The organism is Sulfurimonas sp. CVO (assembly GCF_009883775.1).
Lineage (GTDB): Bacteria > Campylobacterota > Campylobacteria > Campylobacterales > Sulfurimonadaceae > Sulfurimonas > Sulfurimonas xiamenensis.
On record NZ_CP033720.1, the window covers coordinates 1,130,372 to 1,148,254 of the forward strand.

Sequence of the window (17,883 nt, forward strand, 5' to 3'; positions counted from 1 at the left end):
TTTATATATAGCTTCATTTATTCATTTATATGTTACAATAATGCCAAATATGGCTAGTTAATACTGTTTTAAACATTTGTATTTACTAGTTTTAAATTAATATATTTAAAAAAGGGAATATAATGTGTATATTTTGCAAAATAGTCAATAATGAAATACCGGCAAATATAATATTGGAAAATGAAGATTTTTTAGCATTTCATGATATAAATCCAAAGGCACCTATACATGTATTGGCAATACCAAAAAAACATATAGACAGCTTTAATGAAGTAGATTCAAAAACTATGAAAAATATGACTACTTTTATGCAAAATGTTGCAAAAGAGTTAAATATTGACAAAAGTGGATACAGAGTCATAACAAATGTTGGTGAAAATGGCGGGCAAGAGGTAGAGCACTTACATTTTCATATTCTCGGCGGTGCAAAATTGGCATGGTCACATTTAAGCGATGCAGATCCAAAAGGCAATATTTAAATTTTAATGAGAGCTTAAGAAGGACAGCTCTCAATTTCACCTAAATCTATCTTATTTCCGGTGCCTGATATCATTTTCTCATTTTCTTTTATCTTTTTACCATTGTGCATAATTGAGTAAGATATTGCAACAGAGTCTCTGATGGTATTGATAGTTGAGCAGTATGTCTCAAGTGATGCCATAACCCAGCGAGCAGCGGTTATATCATCCGCATCAGAATTAAAACTATAATTAAGATGCAGAGTGTTAAACTTTCTAGGGTGATTATCGGCTCTTAAAGCATCACCATCAATAGTTAAATCTGTAACTGTTTTATTTTGATTTTTTGGTATTAAAATCATATCGCTGGCGCTGCATGTAATAATTCCTGCCAAAAAATACTCCACCGGTGTTATCTGTGGACAATCAATTATAAAACTGCTTTTTTGCGTTTTTGCTTCAAATTTCATATCTTCTTTGTGAGTAATTGTTACTTTCATACTAATAACTCCGGATTCGTTTTTGCTATAAAGTTTTTAAAATATTCTAACTGCTCCTCTGTTCTTTTAGTAGAGGTTCCACCGGCTGAATTTCTTGCATTCATAGAGTTTTTAATTGATAAAAACTCCAAAACATCACTGCCGATTCTACTATCAATTTCTTGAAGATATTTTAACTCAATATCACTCAAATCAATTTTTAGCTCTTCGCTCTTTGCAACAGCTTTTCCTGTAATAAAATGAGCTTCTCTAAAAGGAATATTACATTTTTGAACTAAGTAATCAGCCAAATCAGTAGCGCTTAGATGACCCACTTTACAAGCACTGTTCATATTTTGAGTTTTTACTTCCATTGTTTTAATGGCTTCTTTTAATATTTTTAAAGATATCTCGGCAGTTTCAACCGCATCAAAAACTCCCTCTTTATCCTCTTGTGTATCTTTGTTGTATGCTAGCGGAAGAGCTTTCATAACAGTCAGAAGACCCATTAATGAGCCATAAACACGACCTGTTTTACCGCGAAGAAGTTCAGGAACATCAGGATTTTTCTTTTGCGGCATAATTGATGAGCCTGTAGAGTATTCATCACTAAGTTCTATAAACTTAAATTCATAACTTGACCACATAACAAGTTCTTCGCTAAGGCGGGAGATATGCATCATCATAGTTGAAATATTAAATAAAATCTCCAACGCAAAATCTCTGTCACTTACCGTATCTAAGCAGTTTACGCTTACACCGCTAAAACCTAAAAGCTCAGCTGTCATATCTCTGTCTATATTATGAGGCGTTCCGGCAAGCGCTGCACAGCCAAGAGGTGAAATATTATTTCTTTCATACGAGCTCTCAAATCTCTCAATATCTCTTTTAAACATAGATAAATATGCACCTAAATGAAATGCAAAATTTATCGGCTGAGCATGTTGAAGATGTGTCATACCGGGGATAAGAGTTTGAGTGTGTTTATTTGCTGTTATCAATATTTCACTCATTAAAAGTTTTAAAGCGTGAACTATTTCCAAGTTTTTACGAAGAACATAACGACGAAAATCGACCGCGATTTGATCATTTCTGCTTCTTGCTGTATGCAATTTTTTACCGGCATCGCCAATTAGAGCAGTTAAACGCTTTTCAATTCCCATATGAAGGTCTTCATCAGATATTTTCCACTCAAATTTACCTGATTCTATTTCAGCTGTTACCTGATTAAGCCCATCACTGATCTGTTTAAGTTCTTCAGCTGTTAAAATACCTTGTTTTGCGAGCATTTGCGCATGTGCCAAAGAGCCTTCAATATCTTCGCGATAAAGTTTTTTATCAAACATAATGGAAGCGTTAAACTGATCCAAAAGATTTGCCGCACCTGCAGAAAAACGACCTGACCACATTTTATCCATAATTTCTCCAATATAAAAAGTTTGGTATTTTAACTAAATTAAATGATTTTATAAAGAGAAATACACTTTATAAAAAGCACTTTTACTATTTTTTATGCAAATTAAAATTAATTACAAGCAGGCACTTTACCGCTATCTTTTGCATATTCTGTCAAAAACTGTATTAAATGAACTGATTTTTTTTTAAATGCTTTGCTTTTAAAATATATATAAGAATCTTTTGCTTTTTCATCTTTGCTTGTTAAATGAATTCTAATCAGCTCTTTACCACTGTTGCGCATAATTTCCTTCCATTCTGAAATAGTTTTTTGGGCAACAAACTCTTGCCCTTCGCTATGGCAGGGAGCACATTTTTTTACAAATTCTTTCTGACCTTTGTAAACAGCCGCTTCTACATTTAAAAGTAAAAAAATAACAATAAATATGAAAGAAATGAAAAACTTATTCATATACTAAACCTCTACTTCACTTTATATTAGATTCTATTATAGTAAGATTTTAGAAAAAACTATCTTTTTATTTTAAAGTTGATATTTTTGATAAAGCTTCTCGTCCAAGTCCCATAAACTTCTTCTTTTTAAAGAATCTATCACACTGGAAGTGCAATCAACATCATCCGGCCACTCTCTGTTAAACCCATCCAACATATTTTTGTTAGTTCCATCCAAACCGACCATCAAACCTGAGATAAAAATATCTCTAAGAGCATCTATATTGTTTGTAACTCTCCATACTAACATATATGGGTTCAAAATATCATTTTTGGCATCATCAACAAAAACCACTACTCTTATATGTGTACTTAACTCAACAAGAGCATCAAAATAGTTCTTTACATTTTTTTTCTTTTTCAGAGGTATAACAGTGATAGGATTTTTTGTTTTTTTCATAAACTGATGTAAATCAACAGCTTCTGGAATAACCTCTTTAACTTTTGCAAACAACTCTTTATCATCTAAAAGCTGCGGTGCTTCTACCGTATGTGCTGTTGTTGCATCTATTCCCAACTTTCCGCCAACCAGATTTTCCGGGGAAGAGTGATCCAGAGCATCTAAAATTCCCTCCGTGATAAAAAGAGATTTTGGTGTAAATCTGTCAAGTACATATGCAGCTATAGCTTCATACTCTTCCAATTTTGGAGCATTTTCATCTAAAAATATTGCATGTTTAACAAAACTCATCTGTCCTGCACCCCAAAAAGCGTGCATAAATTGTTTTGCGTGACCTTTGTAAAGCGGTTTCATTTTTGCAAGAATAAGATTATGAAAACCTGCATTTTCAGGCATATGATAATCAATCAAATCAGGCGCAGTTGTTTTTAAAAGAGGAAAAAATATTTTCCCTGTTGCCCAGCCCATATATTTATCTTCAAGCGGCGGCTTTCCTACAACGGTTGCTAAAAAAACAGGATCTGTTTTTGTAGTTATAGCGCTAACTTCCATAACAGGATATGGTTCAGCAAGAGTATAGTAACCTGTATGATCTCCAAAAGGACCCTCAACTCTCATTTCTGAAGTGTCTACCCACCCTTCGATAACATAGTCTACATCTTGTGGTATATAAAGAGGAGTTGTAATTGATTTTACAAGTTTTACATTCTCTTTTTTTATAAGACCATACATTAAGAGTTCATTTACTCCATAAGGAAGCGGAGCAGTTGCACACCAAGTGTAGAGAGGATCACCTCCTATTGCAACTGATACAGGCATTTTTTTACCCGCTTTTTGATATTGGTCAAAAAAATGAGAAGAGTCTTTATGAATCTGCCAGTGCATTCCCAAATGGTTTTTATCATACACTTGGAGTCTATACATTCCAAGATTTACCATCTCGCCGTCTAAACTCTGTGTATAAACCTGCCCCATTGTTATAAAAGGTCCGCCGTCTTGCTCCCATGTAGTCAATACTGGAAGTTTATAAAGATCTATATCTTCATCTAAATATTTTATCTCTTGGCATGGACCGCTGCCTTTTAATTTTTTTGGAAATATATTTTTTAGTGAAAAAAGTTCACTTGCCATTGCAAGCTTATCAAAAAAACCTGCAGGAGGTTTCATATGAAGAAGTTTTGTTATCTCATCTGCAACTGATTCTATTGTTCTGCCAAAAAGAAGTTCACAACGCTTATAAGAACCAAAAATATTCATAAGAACACTCTCTTTAAACTTTTTACCGCTTTTTTTATCCACTACATTGGTAAATAAAAGAGCCTTGCCGCCATTTTCTTTTTTTACTTCCGCATAAGCCAAATGAGGAATTTCTAAATATATATCAAGCTCTTCATCAATAATTTTTAATTCATTATTTTGTTTTAATAACTCGATACTTTTTTTCATTTTATTCATTTCCCATCATAGCTTCTGCACGCGCAAGCAGCTCTTTAGCGCCTTTTGCTATAAACTCTTGCGCCATATCTCTACCTACACTCTTATAATCTTTTTTAGATGTAATCTTTGAATCACTTAATACTTCAGTTCCATCAGGAAGACCCAAAATAGCTTTAACACTTATATTTCCATCTTCTAGAACAGATGCATTTACACCGATTGGAACTTGGCATCCGCCGTCTAATTCATCAACAAAAGCTCTCTCTATAGTTGTCTCTATTCTACTGTATTCATCTTCAAGTCTAGCAACAATTTTTAAAACTTCATCATCATTTATAGACTCAATTCCTAATGCTCCCTGTCCCATTGATGGAATCATCTCTTCAAGAGATATCGGATAAACATGCTTTACAGCATCCAAAAGAGAGAGTCTGTTAATACCGGCAGAAGCTAAAATTATTGCATCAAATTCACCCTCTTTTAATTTTCTTATTCTTGTATCAACATTGCCTCTTAAATCTTTGATAATTAAATCAGGACGAAGTTTTTCTATCTGCATACGACGGCGAAGCGAAGATGTTCCAACTACTGCTTTTTTTGGAAGAGAATTTATGTTTGAATATTTTTCAGATAAAAGAGCATCCCTGCAATCCTCTCTCTCGGTAATAGCAGCCAAAAGCAAACCATCCGGCATTTCAGTTGGAACATCTTTTAATGAGTGCACAGCAATTTGAGCTTCACCTCTCATCATTGCTTCTTCAAGCTCTTTTAGAAAAAGTCCTTTTCCGCCAATAGTAGACAAACCTCTGTCTTGAATTCTATCTCCAGTTGTCACTATAATATTAAGATCAACCTCAAGACCCGGATTTTGTTCTTCTAAAACAGCTTTGATGTGATTTGACTGCCAAAGCGCAAGCTTTGATCCTCTTGTAGCGATTGTTAATTTATTCATCTATTTTGCCTCTTTATATCTATTTTTTGTTTTATCTATTTTTCCGTCAAAGAACATTGTAGGAGTTCCGTTTACCATCAGTTCACTAACGATTTTTAAATCACTTTTAAGTTGATCTGAAACCTCTTTTGATATTAAATCAGCCATATTTATATTTGATTTCATTACTTTGTTAAATGCCGCCAATATTTTTTCATTAGACCTCTCTTTTGGATTTATTTCAACTTTATAGAGATTAAGGATTACATCTTTTCTACCTTGAAGCTCAAGAGCAATGGCTGCTTTTACAAGTTCAACAGCAGCAGGATGTATTCTTTCAAGTGGAAAATGATAGTAATACACTGCAAACTTATCTGGCTCTTTTTTCATATAATTTATAACTTCCGGAACAAATTGTCTACAAAAAGGGCATAGTGGATCAGAAAAAATAGCTACTTTATGTTTTGCATTTTCATTACCATAGATTAAATTCTCTTTTTTATAATATTCATCTTTAAACGGCATTGAAATCAAGTCACTCATATTTTTTCCGCTTTTTAAATCATACAGCTCTTTTGTAACAACTTCCCCATTACAATACCAAATCATATTTTGAACAACATGCCGCTTGTCCTTTTTTAATACCGCATCTAATTCAACAACAAATGCGCTCCAATCTTTAAATCCTTCAATTTCAATTTTTTCTTTGATATTAACTTTAATGGATTCTATATTTGGATTCGTGTCAAAATTATCTTCTAAGAACTGCTCTACTTTTTGATTTAAATCATCTGCTTTTAAAAAGCTACTTACTATCAGTATTATCGCTAATAATTTCAACATCAATGACATCACTATCCTTTTTTAGATTTTTTTCTTTATACTCTGTTTTACACTTGCCTGATTTTACATGATAACGATTAACAAGCATAGTCGTAAATACGCTAAATTGCAGCAAAGCACCCACAATATCTGTTAAAAAGCCTGGAACAATAAGCAATACTGCTCCAAAAATTGTAAATAAATTTAAATTTTGAAACTGCTCTAAATCAATACAGCTGTATGATACAGCTGCAAAGTTTTCTCTAAGTGTTGATTTAAAATTTGCCAATATAATCAATCCGATAAATGCACTTAAAAGTATCTCAAAAAATGTTGCCAGTCCGCCAATTGCAGATGATATGTTTACGGAGATTAAAACCTCTAAAAATAGGTAAATAAGAAAATAGATCATTACTTTGTCAATTCCATTATTTTATTATAAACAGTATCTGATTCTACGGAGATACTGTTTTTTGTTTTTCTGTCATATATCTCAACCAAGCCATTGTCTAACTCTTTTCCTATAATAACAGTATACGGAAAGCCTATTAACTCAGCATCTTTCATTTTAAAACCAAATCTATCTTTTCTATCATCTAGCATAACTTCTACTCCTGAACTCTTAAGCCTCTTATAAAGCTCTTCACCCAGTTCAAATTGGCGGTTCTCTTTTATATTTGAAATTAAAATATTTACCATATAAGGAGCAGTCTCTTTTGTCCATATACAGCCATTTTCATCGTGATTTTGCTCTATAACAGCTGCTACAAGCCTACTAACACCCATTCCGTAAGTTCCCATTATAAATGGCTGCGCTTTTCCATTCTCATCTAAAAACTCTGCTTTTAGCGCTGCTGAATATGTAGTTCCAAGTTTAAAGATATGACCAACCTCTATACCTTTGGTTAAAGAGAGTTTGCCGCCGCATTGAGGACAAATATCATCTCCTTTTATATCTTTTACAGATGTAAAAACCATATCTTTTTGAGCTTCATCGCCGGCACCTAAAAATATCTCTATATTTGCACCGTATTGACAACTATCACAAACAGCCAAAGTATCCTCTCCGCTTCCGGCAAGTACCATCAGCTCTTTAGAACCAGTTCCGCCGATTGCACCACTGTCTGCTTCAACTATTCTAAAATCAAGACCTAATCTTGTCAAAATTTTCTTATATGCTTCTTCCATCATATCAAATTCTCTATCTAAATCCGCATAAGATGCATGAAAACTATATCCGTCTTTCATAAGAAATTCACGACCTCTCATAATACCGAATCTAGGTCTCGCTTCATCACGGAATTTTATTTTCATCTGATATAAATTGATTGGAAGTTGTTTATAGCTTGTAACTCGATTGCGCACTAAATCAACCATCATCTCCTCATGTGTCGGGCCGAGAACAAACATTGTGTCTTTTCTGTCGTGAAATCTTAAAAGCTCTTTTCCAAACTTTTCACTTCTTCCACTCTCTTCCCATAAAGAGATTGGTGTTACAAAACTTAGTTCAACTTCTTCACATCCGACAGCAGCCATCTCTTCATTGATTATATTTTCAATTTTTTTAATCACTCTTTTTGCCAGTGGCATATAACTATAGAGTCCACTTGCGACCTGTGATATAAAACCTGCTCTACTTAAAAATATATGACTCGCCAGCACAGCATCAGATGGAGCTTCTTTTGTTGTTGGTATAAACGCTCTACTTCTTCTCATTATTTATTTTTCCTCTATAATATTTAAGGCATACTCGCATTTATATTTATCAGGCATGTCATTACTTTCTTTATTTATTAAAAACTGCAGAGCACTTGTTACCATGTCTGATTTTGCTTCCTCTGATACACTACGCATTTTAGAGGTCATTTGATGTAAAAATCTTTTCATAACCTGTTCGCTCATTTTATGAACCTGAGCTTCATACTCTTTTGGAATGTAACCATTTTTTATAACTCTGTCACTCTCCGCTTTTGCTGCTTCAAAAGCTTTTTGATATATCTCTTTTATTATCGGTTCAATATTAAGCGTGTTTAGCCATTCAAAAAACTCTACCGTACTCCGTCCAATTATTCCATGAGCTCTTCTTGCACTGTCTTCACGCAAATTTAAATTTTCATCTACAATATTTTTTAAATCATCAATTACATAAAGATTTATACGGTCACCTTTGTGATAATTAATATCGCGAGGAAGTGCCATGTCAAACCAATACCTATCAAAATCGCAAGGCTTAATAATCTCATCTGTTATAATAGGCTCAGATGCAGCCGTAGCGGTAAAAAGAATTTCAAATTCATTTATCACTTTTGGAAGCTCTTGCATATCTAAAACTTTTACACCGCATATATTTGCCAAATCTAAAGCTTTCTCTTTTGTTCTATTCATAACATGAACATCTGCGCCACTTGAAATCAAATGTTTAACAGTAATTTCTGACATCTCTCCAACACCGATGACTAAAGCTTTCTTTCCTTCAATATTATCAAGAATTGATTTTAATTTTGCTACAGCAACGCTGGCGATGGAAACCGGTTTTGAAGAGATATCTGTTGCGTTTCTGACTTTTGCGGCACATTTAAAAGCGTGGTGCATAGCACGAGACAATTTTTGACCGCAATATCCGCTATCATAAGAGAGTCTAAAAGCATCTTTTAACTGTCCTGGAATCTGTGTTTCTCCGACAATCATTGAATCAAGTGAAGATGCAACGCTAAAAATATGATGAATAGCACTGCTGTCATCAAATATATCAGCTCTTCCTTCAAGCTCATCTATACTAATTCCTGATCTTAAAGATAACATCTCAAAAATATGCCGTGTTGCTGATGCAATATCACTGCAACTGCAAAATACTTCCATTCGATTACATGTAGAAATAAGGATTGACTCATTAATTGCTTCACTGGAGTTCAACTTAATTAAACAGGCTTTTATAGCATCATCATCTTTGTAAGAAAGTTTTTCTCTAATTTCTAAAGTTGAATTTTTATGTGAAAAACTTATATTTAAATAGTGCATTAATAACTTCTTTTTATCATAGTTTGTAAAATATTTACGAGTTGTTCATCATCTTTCATGGTAATCATAGCTTCATTTGATAATTTTTGTGCTAATTCAAAAGATTTTTCGATAGTTTTATGTTCTTGCATTTTTTGTTTAATCCAAAGAGTCTCTTGCTCGTCTAATGCTTTTGCATGTAGGCTAACTAACCTCTCTTTTTCATCATCGCTTAAAACTTTATATAGATAGATATAAGGAAGTGTGCATTTACCCTCTGCAAAATCATTCATAGAAGGTTTTCCAAGAGTTGCAGAATCGGCAGTTATATCCAAAATATCATCTATTATTTGAAAAGAGAGTCCAAGATTTCTACCATATAATGCATAAGGTTCAGGATTTTTACCGGTTAAAATTGCAGCCGCTTGAGCCGCTGCTTCTATAAGAGTGGCTGTTTTAAGATATAGCATCTCAAGATATTTCTCTTCATCGCTGTTAAAATTATCTGCCATCTTAACATCCATCATTTCACCTTTGCTAAGTGCCGTAACGGAAGATGAGATGATTTTTGCTATCTCTTTATCAAATGAAACCAACTCGGTAAAAGCTTTTGAGTATAAGATATCACCAAACATTACAGCTGTTTTGCTCCCGTCTGTTGCATTTACAGAAGCCACTCCGCGTCTTAATGTTGCTTCATCAATTACATCATCATGAAGCAGACTTGCCGCATGAATAAGTTCTACTATTGCCGCTAAAAGAGGAGCTTTTTTATGAGATGCGGCTATCTTTAAAATCAATTTGGCACGAAGCCTTTTTCCACCTAAGAGCATCTCAAAAAGACGAGTGACCTCATCATAATTTATCTCTTTAATTAGTCTTGCAATTTCGTTTTCAACTCTTTGCATAATCTCTCTTTAACCATATTTTATTATCGTATTTTACAAAAATTTTCTTTTGCACATCTTTTTTTAATAATATTTCTTTACTTTTTCTAAAATCAACAGTAATTATGAAACTAAAACAAACTAATTAAAAAATAAAATTTTGTAAAAAAATCTCAATTATTCACTTTTTGAAAGTATCGCACCCATTAACTCTATATAGAGGCTTTTTGCATAATTATCAACTTCTTCTCTGTTTGAAATCATATAATTTCGAACTTCTTTATCTATGTCCTCGCCAAATTTTTCAGCTATTAAAAGCTCCAAAGCAGCAGTTCTGTCTATAAAATTTTGCAATTCATGTCTGACTACATCATTGTTGGCATTAAACACAACATCCATTAATTTGCTCTTTGGAGAGCCCATAAAAATATCATCTTCATCTTCAAAGAGTCCGTACATTTTACATCCTGTTATCATAATATTCCCGCGATTATAGCATCACTATTCTTATAACGGCTTAACACATATCTCCTAAAAACGGTTCTTAAAACAAAAATCACAAAAGATTTTTAAATTAAGTCTTAATTTTCTATAATGTCAAAATGAAAATATATGATTATTTAATTATCGGAGCCGGAAGCGCAGGTTGTAGTGTTGCTTACTTTTTACACCAAGAGGAAAAAAGAGTAGCTATTGTTGATAGAGAAGGCATAGCCGGCGGTGCAAGCGGAGCTGCCGGAGCTTTTTTATCACCTCTTCCTGGCAAAAAAAATCTTTATAATTCACTGGTAAATGATGCACTAAATTTTTCCATAGATTTTTATAAAAATCTGCTTCCAAATATAGTAGAAAAAAAAGGTGTTTTAAGAATCCCAAACAATAATTTCAATAAAGACAAATTAGCACAAAGTTATATAAAATATAGCTATTATGACACGCAAAAATTGAAAAATATCTCAAAAAATTTTATGGATATCGATGGCTACTTTTATGAATATGCAGCTGTAATTGAACCAACTGAAATTTCTAAAAAATTAATAGAAAATTGTGATTTTTATAAAAAAGATATAAAAAAATTAGATTTTAAAGATGGAATTTACAACATTGATGAAATTAAAGCAAAAAATATAATTTTAGCTCAAGGAGTAAGCACCTCTTTAGTAGAGATTCCTTATATGAAAATATCTCCTATTTTCGGTTTAAGAATTGATGTTAAAACAACTACAAAAATACCTTTTAATATTCATAAATCTATCTCTGTTTCAACAAACAAACAAGATGGAACCGTATCTATCGGAGCAACACATGAAAGACATGACAACGCTATACTAGAGTGTTTAACTACATGTGACAAGTGCCCTTTTTATGTAAATAGCGAACAAGGACAGATAGAAACTCTTTTGAAACAAGCACAAGAGTTGATTAAACTTGAGGATTTAAAAGTTGTAAAAATATACAAAGGTGCAAGAGCAACGATAAAAAGCTATTTTCCAGTAATAGGCAAAGTTATTGATTATGAAAAAAGTTTAGAAAAATATCCCTCTATAAAAAATGGAACAAAAATTCCACCAGACTCTTTAGAATACTTTGAAAATTTATATATTATAAATGCTCTTGGTTCTCGAGGTTTTGTATTTGGTCCCTATTTGGCAAAAATCTTAACTCAAAATATTTTGCACAATACTCCGATACCAAAAGAGATCTCTACACAAAAACTCTTTTACAAAACAGCTCGGGCAAAAGCTAATTAACTATCTGTGTTCCTACACCTGCAGATGTAAAGAGTTCTAAGAGTAAAGAGTGCTCTATTCTGCCATCTATAATATGGGCTTTTTGTACACCGCCCTCTATCGCTTCAAGACATGCATCCACTTTTGGAACCATACCTCCATGAATCGTTCCATCACTCTTTAGAGCTTCAACTTCATCTTTTGTAAGGGTACTTAAGAGCTCTTTGTTACTGTTTAAAACTCCTGCCGTATCTGTTAAAAATATAATCTTGTTTGCTCCTATTGCCTTTGCAACATAAGAAGCACACAAATCTGCATTAATATTAAAACCAGGATGCCCCATCTCTGAACCGTCAGCAATTGGAGCAATTACGGGAATAAATTTTTCTGCAATAAGATTTACAATAACATCAGCTTTTACTTCTGTTATATTTCCGGTTAATCCCCATTTTGCAAAATCTTTTGCGCGAGCAGTGATGAATTTTGCATCTTTTCCGCTGATTCCTATTGCTTTTGCTCCGTGAGAGTTTAAAAGTGAAACTATCTCTTTGTTTATCTCTCCGCTTAAAACCATCTCAACAATTCTCATAACTTCTTTTGAAGTTACACGCTGTCCGTCGATAAATTTAGTATCAATTTTTAAAGCATCCAGCATCTCATTTATCTGTCTGCCGCCGCCATGAACAATAACAGGTTTAATTCCCACTAGATACATAAGCAAAATATCCTGCGCAAATCTCTCTTTGAGCTGTGGAGATTCTTGCGCCGAACCGCCATATTTTATAACTACTATTTTTTTATTAAACTCTTTTATAAACGGTAAAGCTTCAAGAAGTGTTTGTACTGTTTCAATCTTTTTTTGCACTATTTTCCCCTATAATTATCTACTATTTCAAAAATTTTCTTATCAATTGTCACTTTAAGATCTAAAAGTGACAAAGGTATATCAAACTGCTCTAATTTTACAAAATCTTTGTATGTAACCAAAATTGAATCTGCATTATCTCTTTGCAAAATAGCAAGAACCTCATCTTTTGTAAATGAATGATGGTCTTCAAAATAATTTTTACTAAGGACTTCAGGCAGATACACATCAAGACGCTTCGGTCTTGCTATGGCAGTTACGAGTGACATTTTATCACTTTTATTTTTAAGTTCAACCACTCTCGTAAAATCTATCTCTTCTTTTACTAAAAGAGCTTCTTTTGAACTCCATAATCTCTCTCTAAAAGGACCTGATGGAATACATGAAGAGTTTTTACTCTCTACATCTATAAGAATATCGAGTTTTTTTATCTCATGCTTTGAGTAGGCATCATCTAAAAACACAATCTTCGCACCTAACTCTTTAGCTTTTAAAATACCTTTTTTTCTATCTTCACTTACAATCACTTTGATATTTGGCAATTTATGTGCATAGATCATCGCCTCATCACCGCTTCTATCTACATCACATAAAATTTCTCCATCATTGCTTACAACAACAAGACCGTTGCTTTTTCTGCCATATCCCCTAAGCACTACTGCAGCATCTTTGTATCTTGATGCAAGAGCAGTTACAAAAGGAGTTTTGCCGCTTCCGCCGACGCTAAGATTTCCAACACTAATAACATCAACGCCCAAATCTTCGCTTTTTTTACTTTTAAATCGTAAAAACATAGCAAAACAGTAAATCCAACTTAGAGGAAGAAGTAAAATAGAGAGAAGTTTTTGTGTAAAACTTGGGTTGTAAAAATACTCTTCAACCCAAAAAATTACTTTTTTTTTCAATTTTTTGCTTTTTAAACTCTAGTCGATGCTACTGATTTGATCTTATCTATTACATACTGCACTTCTTCATTTTTCATACTTGGATATATCGGAAGCGACATTACCTGTTGATATGTTGTAAGTGCAACAGGAAAGTTGTTTACTTTTAGTGAATATTTATGCTTGTAATATGATAAAAAATGAAGCGGAATATAGTGAAGTCCAACTTCAACACCCTCTTTTTTAAGCTCAAGCGCAAAAGAGTCTCTGTTTTTATCTACTTTGATAATATATAAAGAGTATGGATGTTCATCGCTCTTTGGTTCAGGAATAGTCACATGTTCGACTCCCTCAAGCGCTTTATTGTACATCTGCGCTATTTCTTGGACTCTTTGTAGACTTTTATCTTGTTCTTTAATTTGAGCCCGTATATAAGCGGCATCTAACTGACTCATTGAGTAATCAAAACCTATATCTACAACATCATATATATATTCTAAAGAGTCTTTGTCTCGTTTAATTGCATGTGAACTTAAAAGATTTGCGCGCTCAATAATCTCCTGGGAATTTGAAACTAGCATACCCCCATTGCAAACATCTTTTTTTAAATGAGATGAAAAATCAAAACATGTAATATCTGCGCCTGTTGAACCTATTTTATCCCCTTTATAGGTAGCTCCAAGAGCCTCACATGCATCCTCAACAATCTTAACATCATTTATTTTTGCCATAGTATAAAGTCTATCCAAATCAACACATTGTCCTGCTATATGCGTAACAATTACAGCTTTTAGTTTTTTAGCTTTGTTGTCTTTTAAATATGTTTCTAGCTTATCAAGATTTATATTGTAGGTTTGAGGGTCTATATCTATAAAAATAGGCTCAGCATCAAAGTGTCTAACAACTTCAGGCACATTTGGATGCGCATTTACAGAACATACTATTTTATCGCCTCTTTTTAAATCAAGTGCCAGCATTGCCAAATGAAGCGCTGATGTACTGTGCGATGTAGCCAGCGCATAGTCTGCCCCGATATATGAAGCAAACTCATTTTGCAGCTCTTCTACTTGATCTATATCTTCACCGTCTAAAACATCACTTACATTTGAGTGCGCTTCTACACTGCTTTCATACTTGTAAAATGGAACTTTCATTATCTAATCCTTATAATATATTGTTAGAGGTTAATTTTGCTATAACAGGCATTTTGCCTTTAAACTGATTGCGCGATATTCTTGATAGTATCATATCGATCATCTCTTTGTTATAACCCATTTGAACCATCTCTTCTTTAGAAAGTTTTTCTTCGGCATAAAGTTTAAGCATTTCATCAAGTTGTGCATATGTATAACCCAAATCTGCTTCATCGCTTTGACCACTCCACAAATCTGCTGAGGGAGCCTTTTTTATAATGCTTTCTGGCACACCCAGATACTCTGCCAACTCATAAATTTCACTCTTGTACAAGTCACCTATCGGATTTATGGCACACGCCAAATCCCCATAAATAGTTCCATAACCTAACAGCAACTCGCTTTTGTTGCTTGTTCCTAAAACCAAAGCTTTTTGTTTAGCCGAGATATCAAAGATTGTAGCCATTCTGAGCCGTGCTGAAAAATTGCCTTTTCTTAAATTATCCATATCTGGATTCAACTCTTCATAAACTCTTAACATCGGTTCAATTGAAGCCGTGACAGATTTTAATCCAAAATTTTGACATAACTCATCCGCATCAATCAAAGAACTTTGCGAAGAGTAATGCGAAGGCATCTTGACACATAAAAGATTATCTTTGAAAACTTTTTGAGCAAGCACGGCAACAACAGCTGAATCAATTCCACCGCTAAGACCTAAAACAACATTCTCAAGTCCAGTTTTATGAACTTCATCATTTAAAAATTGTTGCAAATATTCCGTTATTTGCTCATATTTTTTCATTACTAACCCCTAAAAAAGTAATAAGTGCCCTTTATCAGGGCTTAACAAAAAATATTATATCAAATTTTGGTAACCTTAAGAACATATTGCATTTTTTATAATATTTTTTACAAAAAACAACAAAACTGCTCTGCTTTTTTGTTACAATTTGTCAAAAAAAAAATGAAAAGTAAAAAAATGAAAATACAAGTTAAAGCAATGGGAGATTATCAAACAAACTGCTATATCGTCACCATAGACAAAAAAGATTTTATCATTGATCCTGGTATCGGCGCCACGGAGTGGGTTATGAAAAATGTAACAAATCCTGTCGCAATATTAAATACACACGGACATTTTGATCATGTATGGAGTAATGCCGAACTGCAGAAGAAATTAAAGGTTCCCCTTTATACTCCAGTAGATGATGTTATGCTCTTATCAAGCAGCTCATGGATGCCGGATCTGCCGCCTTCAAAACCAGATGTGGAAGTAAAACCGGATGAAGAGTTTGATTTTGAGGGTATTAAAGTAAAGTTTCGCCACTTTCCGGGACACACACCTGGATGCTCAACGATAGAGATAGGCAATGCTATGTTTAGCGGCGATTTTATATTTGAACGCTCTATCGGACGAACTGATTTTCCATACTCATCCCCGCAGGATATGAAAAAATCACTTGAAAAATTTAAAAAAATCCCGTATGACAAAACTATATATCCAGGACATGGAAATACTACAACCATCAAACAAGAGCAGCAATATAGCGATTACTGGATAGAAAATCTTTAAAAAGTCTTCTACTCCTAAGCATTTTTTGTTTTAAGAGAACTTAATTCCAGTACATGTTTTTCAGTAACAAATGTTTTAAATTCACCCTCAAAAACTTTTGTACTTAAAACATTTCCTATTACATATACACTACTTTTTCTGCCTTCTGTGCTTTTAATTTCAGCAGTAAAATCAACTATATCTCCAAGCTTTACAGGAGCGATAAATCTGCAACTGCTTGCCGCTAAAACAACATTTTCCTCATTTATGGCAGCCATTGCGGCATAATCTGCTGCACCGAAGATAAAGCCTCCATGGATTAAATTTTTAGAGTCAGCGACCATTTCAGGAGCCGTTACAAATTTTAATTCTACAAATCCATCTTCAAGTCTCTGTATCTCACCACATAAATTACGATTTATCTTTTTATGCGTTTTTAATTTCGTTTCAATACTCTTATTCATCTTTATCCTTTCGTTAATTTTACATATACCCTTGCAGGTGCCGGATAGCCTTCAACAGTTTTACTTTTATCATTTTCATCTAAAAAGTTCTCTAAAGACTCTCCCTCTATCCATTCAGTTTTTCTCTGCTCATTACTATTTGTAACTGAAGTTTCTAGAACTTCAAAACTCTTAAATCCTGCTCTTAGACACCAATTTCTTAAAGCTTTTATTGTCGGTACAAAGTAGATGTTTGGTATTTTAGAATAAGATGACTCGGGACATAAACACACCTCATCATCACCCTCTATATAGAATGTATCAAGAATCACTTCGCCTTTTTTATCAAGACCCTTATAAAGAGATTTTAACATTGCAACAGGATCACTTCTATGATAAAGAACTCCCAGACAAAAAATAACATCAAACTTCTCTTCATAAAATTCCAAATGCTCAACGCCCAAAAGTTCGTAAACAATATCACTCTTTACAAAATGGTTGATAAATTCAAACTGTGTTTTATAGAGAGGCGAAGGATCAAAACCTACTAAAGATTTTGGTGCATCCTCCTGCATTCTAAAAAGATAGTACCCATTATTACACCCTATATCGGCAACTCTTTTATCTTTTAGATTAAAATGTTTTCGCAGAAGATTGTATTTGATATAGCTTCTCCACTCTGAATCAATAAATGTATCAAAAAGTTTAAAAGGTCCTTTTCGCCAAGGCATCATCATTTTTGCTATTTTATCTACATCTTTTGGAGCAGCTCCATTAACACTTATTATATCACCAAGTTCTACTTCCCAAGAGCCATCCTCTAAACTCTTTAAAGCCTCTTGAAGCGGTGCTATATTTTTCCATTTCATCCATTTAAGACGCTCTTCTCTCAACTCTTGTAAATTCATATTTTTACACCCTGTCTTTAATTACTATAAAATATTAATTTTATTA

Annotated in this window: 20 protein-coding genes; 3 read left to right on the forward strand and 17 right to left on the reverse strand. The window is 33.4% G+C overall.

All coding sequences use genetic code 11. The features are described 5' to 3' along the window. Positions 1-122: 122 nt before the first annotated feature. Positions 123-479 carry a histidine triad nucleotide-binding protein gene (locus CVO_RS05680; RefSeq protein WP_159570737.1) on the forward strand — a complete coding sequence of 119 codons (357 nt, stop codon included), beginning with the start codon at positions 123-125 and terminating at the stop codon, positions 477-479. Positions 480-493: 14 nt separating this feature from the next. On the opposite strand, the gene CVO_RS05685 is transcribed toward CVO_RS05680, so the two are convergent. The 11 genes from CVO_RS05685 to CVO_RS05735 all read right to left on the reverse strand — a co-directional run bounded on the left by CVO_RS05685 (position 494) and on the right by CVO_RS05735 (position 10,796). Beyond that, positions 494-958 (reverse strand): OsmC family protein, encoded by a 465-nt coding sequence (locus CVO_RS05685; protein WP_159570740.1) that lies wholly within the window; start codon positions 956-958, stop codon positions 494-496. Beyond that, a complete protein-coding gene (gene argH / locus CVO_RS05690; RefSeq protein WP_159570743.1) occupies positions 955-2,355 on the reverse strand; it encodes an argininosuccinate lyase in 1,401 nt (466 codons plus the stop codon). The genes CVO_RS05685 and argH overlap by 4 nt, the downstream gene beginning before the upstream one ends. Before the next feature lie 107 nt (positions 2,356-2,462). Further along, positions 2,463-2,804 (reverse strand): cytochrome C, encoded by a 342-nt coding sequence (locus CVO_RS05695; RefSeq protein WP_159570746.1) that lies wholly within the window; start codon positions 2,802-2,804, stop codon positions 2,463-2,465. A gap of 72 nt (positions 2,805-2,876) precedes the next feature. Further along, complete coding sequence (locus CVO_RS05700; protein WP_159570749.1) at positions 2,877-4,691, reverse strand: menaquinone biosynthesis decarboxylase; 1,815 nt, start codon at positions 4,689-4,691, stop codon at positions 2,877-2,879. Position 4,692: 1 nt separating this feature from the next. Next, complete coding sequence (gene hemC, locus CVO_RS05705) at positions 4,693-5,634, reverse strand: hydroxymethylbilane synthase (RefSeq protein ID WP_152299158.1); 942 nt, start codon at positions 5,632-5,634, stop codon at positions 4,693-4,695. Beyond that, positions 5,635-6,456 (reverse strand): thioredoxin domain-containing protein, encoded by an 822-nt coding sequence (locus CVO_RS05710; RefSeq protein ID WP_241690942.1) that lies wholly within the window; start codon positions 6,454-6,456, stop codon positions 5,635-5,637. It lies immediately after the preceding gene. Beyond that, positions 6,419-6,847, reverse strand: coding sequence for an FxsA family protein (locus CVO_RS05715; RefSeq protein WP_152299156.1), 429 nt, complete (start codon positions 6,845-6,847; stop codon positions 6,419-6,421). Before CVO_RS05715 ends, CVO_RS05710 begins: the two co-directional genes overlap by 38 nt. Then, positions 6,847-8,151: a proline--tRNA ligase gene (gene proS / locus CVO_RS05720; RefSeq protein WP_159570757.1), complete on the reverse strand. Its 1,305-nt coding sequence runs from the start codon at positions 8,149-8,151 to the stop codon at positions 6,847-6,849. The genes CVO_RS05715 and proS overlap by 1 nt, the downstream gene beginning before the upstream one ends. 3 nt (positions 8,152-8,154) lie before the next feature. Next, on the reverse strand, positions 8,155-9,453 hold the full coding sequence (gene hemA, locus CVO_RS05725; RefSeq protein WP_152299154.1) for a glutamyl-tRNA reductase: 1,299 nt from the start codon (positions 9,451-9,453) through the stop codon (positions 8,155-8,157). Then, on the reverse strand, positions 9,453-10,340 hold the full coding sequence (locus CVO_RS05730; protein ID WP_152299153.1) for a polyprenyl synthetase family protein: 888 nt from the start codon (positions 10,338-10,340) through the stop codon (positions 9,453-9,455). The genes hemA and CVO_RS05730 overlap by 1 nt, the downstream gene beginning before the upstream one ends. Positions 10,341-10,496: 156 nt before the next feature. After that, positions 10,497-10,796: a DUF2018 family protein gene (locus tag CVO_RS05735; RefSeq protein ID WP_241690943.1), complete on the reverse strand. Its 300-nt coding sequence runs from the start codon at positions 10,794-10,796 to the stop codon at positions 10,497-10,499. Between the two features lie 125 nt (positions 10,797-10,921). Here CVO_RS05735 and CVO_RS05740 point away from each other — a divergent pair, with 125 nt between their 5' ends. After that, positions 10,922-12,070 (forward strand): FAD-dependent oxidoreductase, encoded by a 1,149-nt coding sequence (locus CVO_RS05740; protein ID WP_241690944.1) that lies wholly within the window; start codon positions 10,922-10,924, stop codon positions 12,068-12,070. Here CVO_RS05740 and argB read toward each other — a convergent pair. Genes argB through CVO_RS05760 form a run of 4 tightly spaced genes read right to left on the reverse strand, consistent with a single transcriptional unit; the run spans position 12,063 to position 15,736 of the window. Further along, complete coding sequence (argB, locus tag CVO_RS05745) at positions 12,063-12,914, reverse strand: acetylglutamate kinase (RefSeq protein WP_152299152.1); 852 nt, start codon at positions 12,912-12,914, stop codon at positions 12,063-12,065. The two genes, CVO_RS05740 and argB, sit on opposite strands and share 8 nt — an antisense overlap. Then, positions 12,914-13,819: a tetraacyldisaccharide 4'-kinase gene (locus tag CVO_RS05750; protein WP_159570760.1), complete on the reverse strand. Its 906-nt coding sequence runs from the start codon at positions 13,817-13,819 to the stop codon at positions 12,914-12,916. Before CVO_RS05750 ends, argB begins: the two co-directional genes overlap by 1 nt. Positions 13,820-13,830: 11 nt before the next feature. Continuing rightward, positions 13,831-14,952 carry a DegT/DnrJ/EryC1/StrS family aminotransferase gene (locus CVO_RS05755; protein ID WP_159570763.1) on the reverse strand — a complete coding sequence of 374 codons (1,122 nt, stop codon included), beginning with the start codon at positions 14,950-14,952 and terminating at the stop codon, positions 13,831-13,833. A gap of 10 nt (positions 14,953-14,962) precedes the next feature. Next, positions 14,963-15,736: an NAD+ synthase gene (locus CVO_RS05760; protein ID WP_152299149.1), complete on the reverse strand. Its 774-nt coding sequence runs from the start codon at positions 15,734-15,736 to the stop codon at positions 14,963-14,965. A gap of 177 nt (positions 15,737-15,913) precedes the next feature. Between CVO_RS05760 and CVO_RS05765 the strand changes: the two genes are divergently transcribed. Continuing rightward, a complete protein-coding gene (locus CVO_RS05765; protein ID WP_152299148.1) occupies positions 15,914-16,507 on the forward strand; it encodes an MBL fold metallo-hydrolase in 594 nt (197 codons plus the stop codon). A gap of 14 nt (positions 16,508-16,521) precedes the next feature. On the opposite strand, the gene CVO_RS05770 is transcribed toward CVO_RS05765, so the two are convergent. After that, positions 16,522-16,950, reverse strand: coding sequence for a hotdog domain-containing protein (locus CVO_RS05770; RefSeq protein ID WP_159570767.1), 429 nt, complete (start codon positions 16,948-16,950; stop codon positions 16,522-16,524). 2 nt (positions 16,951-16,952) lie between these two features. After that, entirely contained in the window at positions 16,953-17,837 is an 885-nt protein-coding gene (cmoB, locus tag CVO_RS05775; RefSeq protein WP_159570770.1) for a tRNA 5-methoxyuridine(34)/uridine 5-oxyacetic acid(34) synthase CmoB, read from the reverse strand. Between the last annotated feature and the right edge of the window lie 46 nt (positions 17,838-17,883).

Coding starts and splice junctions, on each gene's coding strand:
- CVO_RS05680 (WP_159570737.1), top strand. CDS start 123: ATGTGTATATTTTGCAAAATAGTCAATAATGAAATACCGGCAAATATA.
- CVO_RS05685 (WP_159570740.1), bottom strand. CDS start 958: ATGAAAGTAACAATTACTCACAAAGAAGATATGAAATTTGAAGCAAAA.
- argH (WP_159570743.1), bottom strand. CDS start 2,355: ATGGATAAAATGTGGTCAGGTCGTTTTTCTGCAGGTGCGGCAAATCTT.
- CVO_RS05695 (WP_159570746.1), bottom strand. CDS start 2,804: ATGAATAAGTTTTTCATTTCTTTCATATTTATTGTTATTTTTTTACTT.
- CVO_RS05700 (WP_159570749.1), bottom strand. CDS start 4,691: ATGAAAAAAAGTATCGAGTTATTAAAACAAAATAATGAATTAAAAATT.
- hemC (WP_152299158.1), bottom strand. CDS start 5,634: ATGAATAAATTAACAATCGCTACAAGAGGATCAAAGCTTGCGCTTTGG.
- CVO_RS05710 (WP_241690942.1), bottom strand. CDS start 6,456: ATGTTGAAATTATTAGCGATAATACTGATAGTAAGTAGCTTTTTAAAA.
- CVO_RS05715 (WP_152299156.1), bottom strand. CDS start 6,847: ATGATCTATTTTCTTATTTACCTATTTTTAGAGGTTTTAATCTCCGTA.
- proS (WP_159570757.1), bottom strand. CDS start 8,151: ATGAGAAGAAGTAGAGCGTTTATACCAACAACAAAAGAAGCTCCATCT.
- hemA (WP_152299154.1), bottom strand. CDS start 9,453: ATGCACTATTTAAATATAAGTTTTTCACATAAAAATTCAACTTTAGAA.
- CVO_RS05730 (WP_152299153.1), bottom strand. CDS start 10,340: ATGCAAAGAGTTGAAAACGAAATTGCAAGACTAATTAAAGAGATAAAT.
- CVO_RS05735 (WP_241690943.1), bottom strand. CDS start 10,796: ATGATAACAGGATGTAAAATGTACGGACTCTTTGAAGATGAAGATGAT.
- CVO_RS05740 (WP_241690944.1), top strand. CDS start 10,922: ATGAAAATATATGATTATTTAATTATCGGAGCCGGAAGCGCAGGTTGT.
- CVO_RS05755 (WP_159570763.1), bottom strand. CDS start 14,952: ATGAAAGTTCCATTTTACAAGTATGAAAGCAGTGTAGAAGCGCACTCA.
- CVO_RS05760 (WP_152299149.1), bottom strand. CDS start 15,736: ATGAAAAAATATGAGCAAATAACGGAATATTTGCAACAATTTTTAAAT.
- CVO_RS05765 (WP_152299148.1), top strand. CDS start 15,914: ATGAAAATACAAGTTAAAGCAATGGGAGATTATCAAACAAACTGCTAT.
- CVO_RS05770 (WP_159570767.1), bottom strand. CDS start 16,950: ATGAATAAGAGTATTGAAACGAAATTAAAAACGCATAAAAAGATAAAT.
- cmoB (WP_159570770.1), bottom strand. CDS start 17,837: ATGAATTTACAAGAGTTGAGAGAAGAGCGTCTTAAATGGATGAAATGG.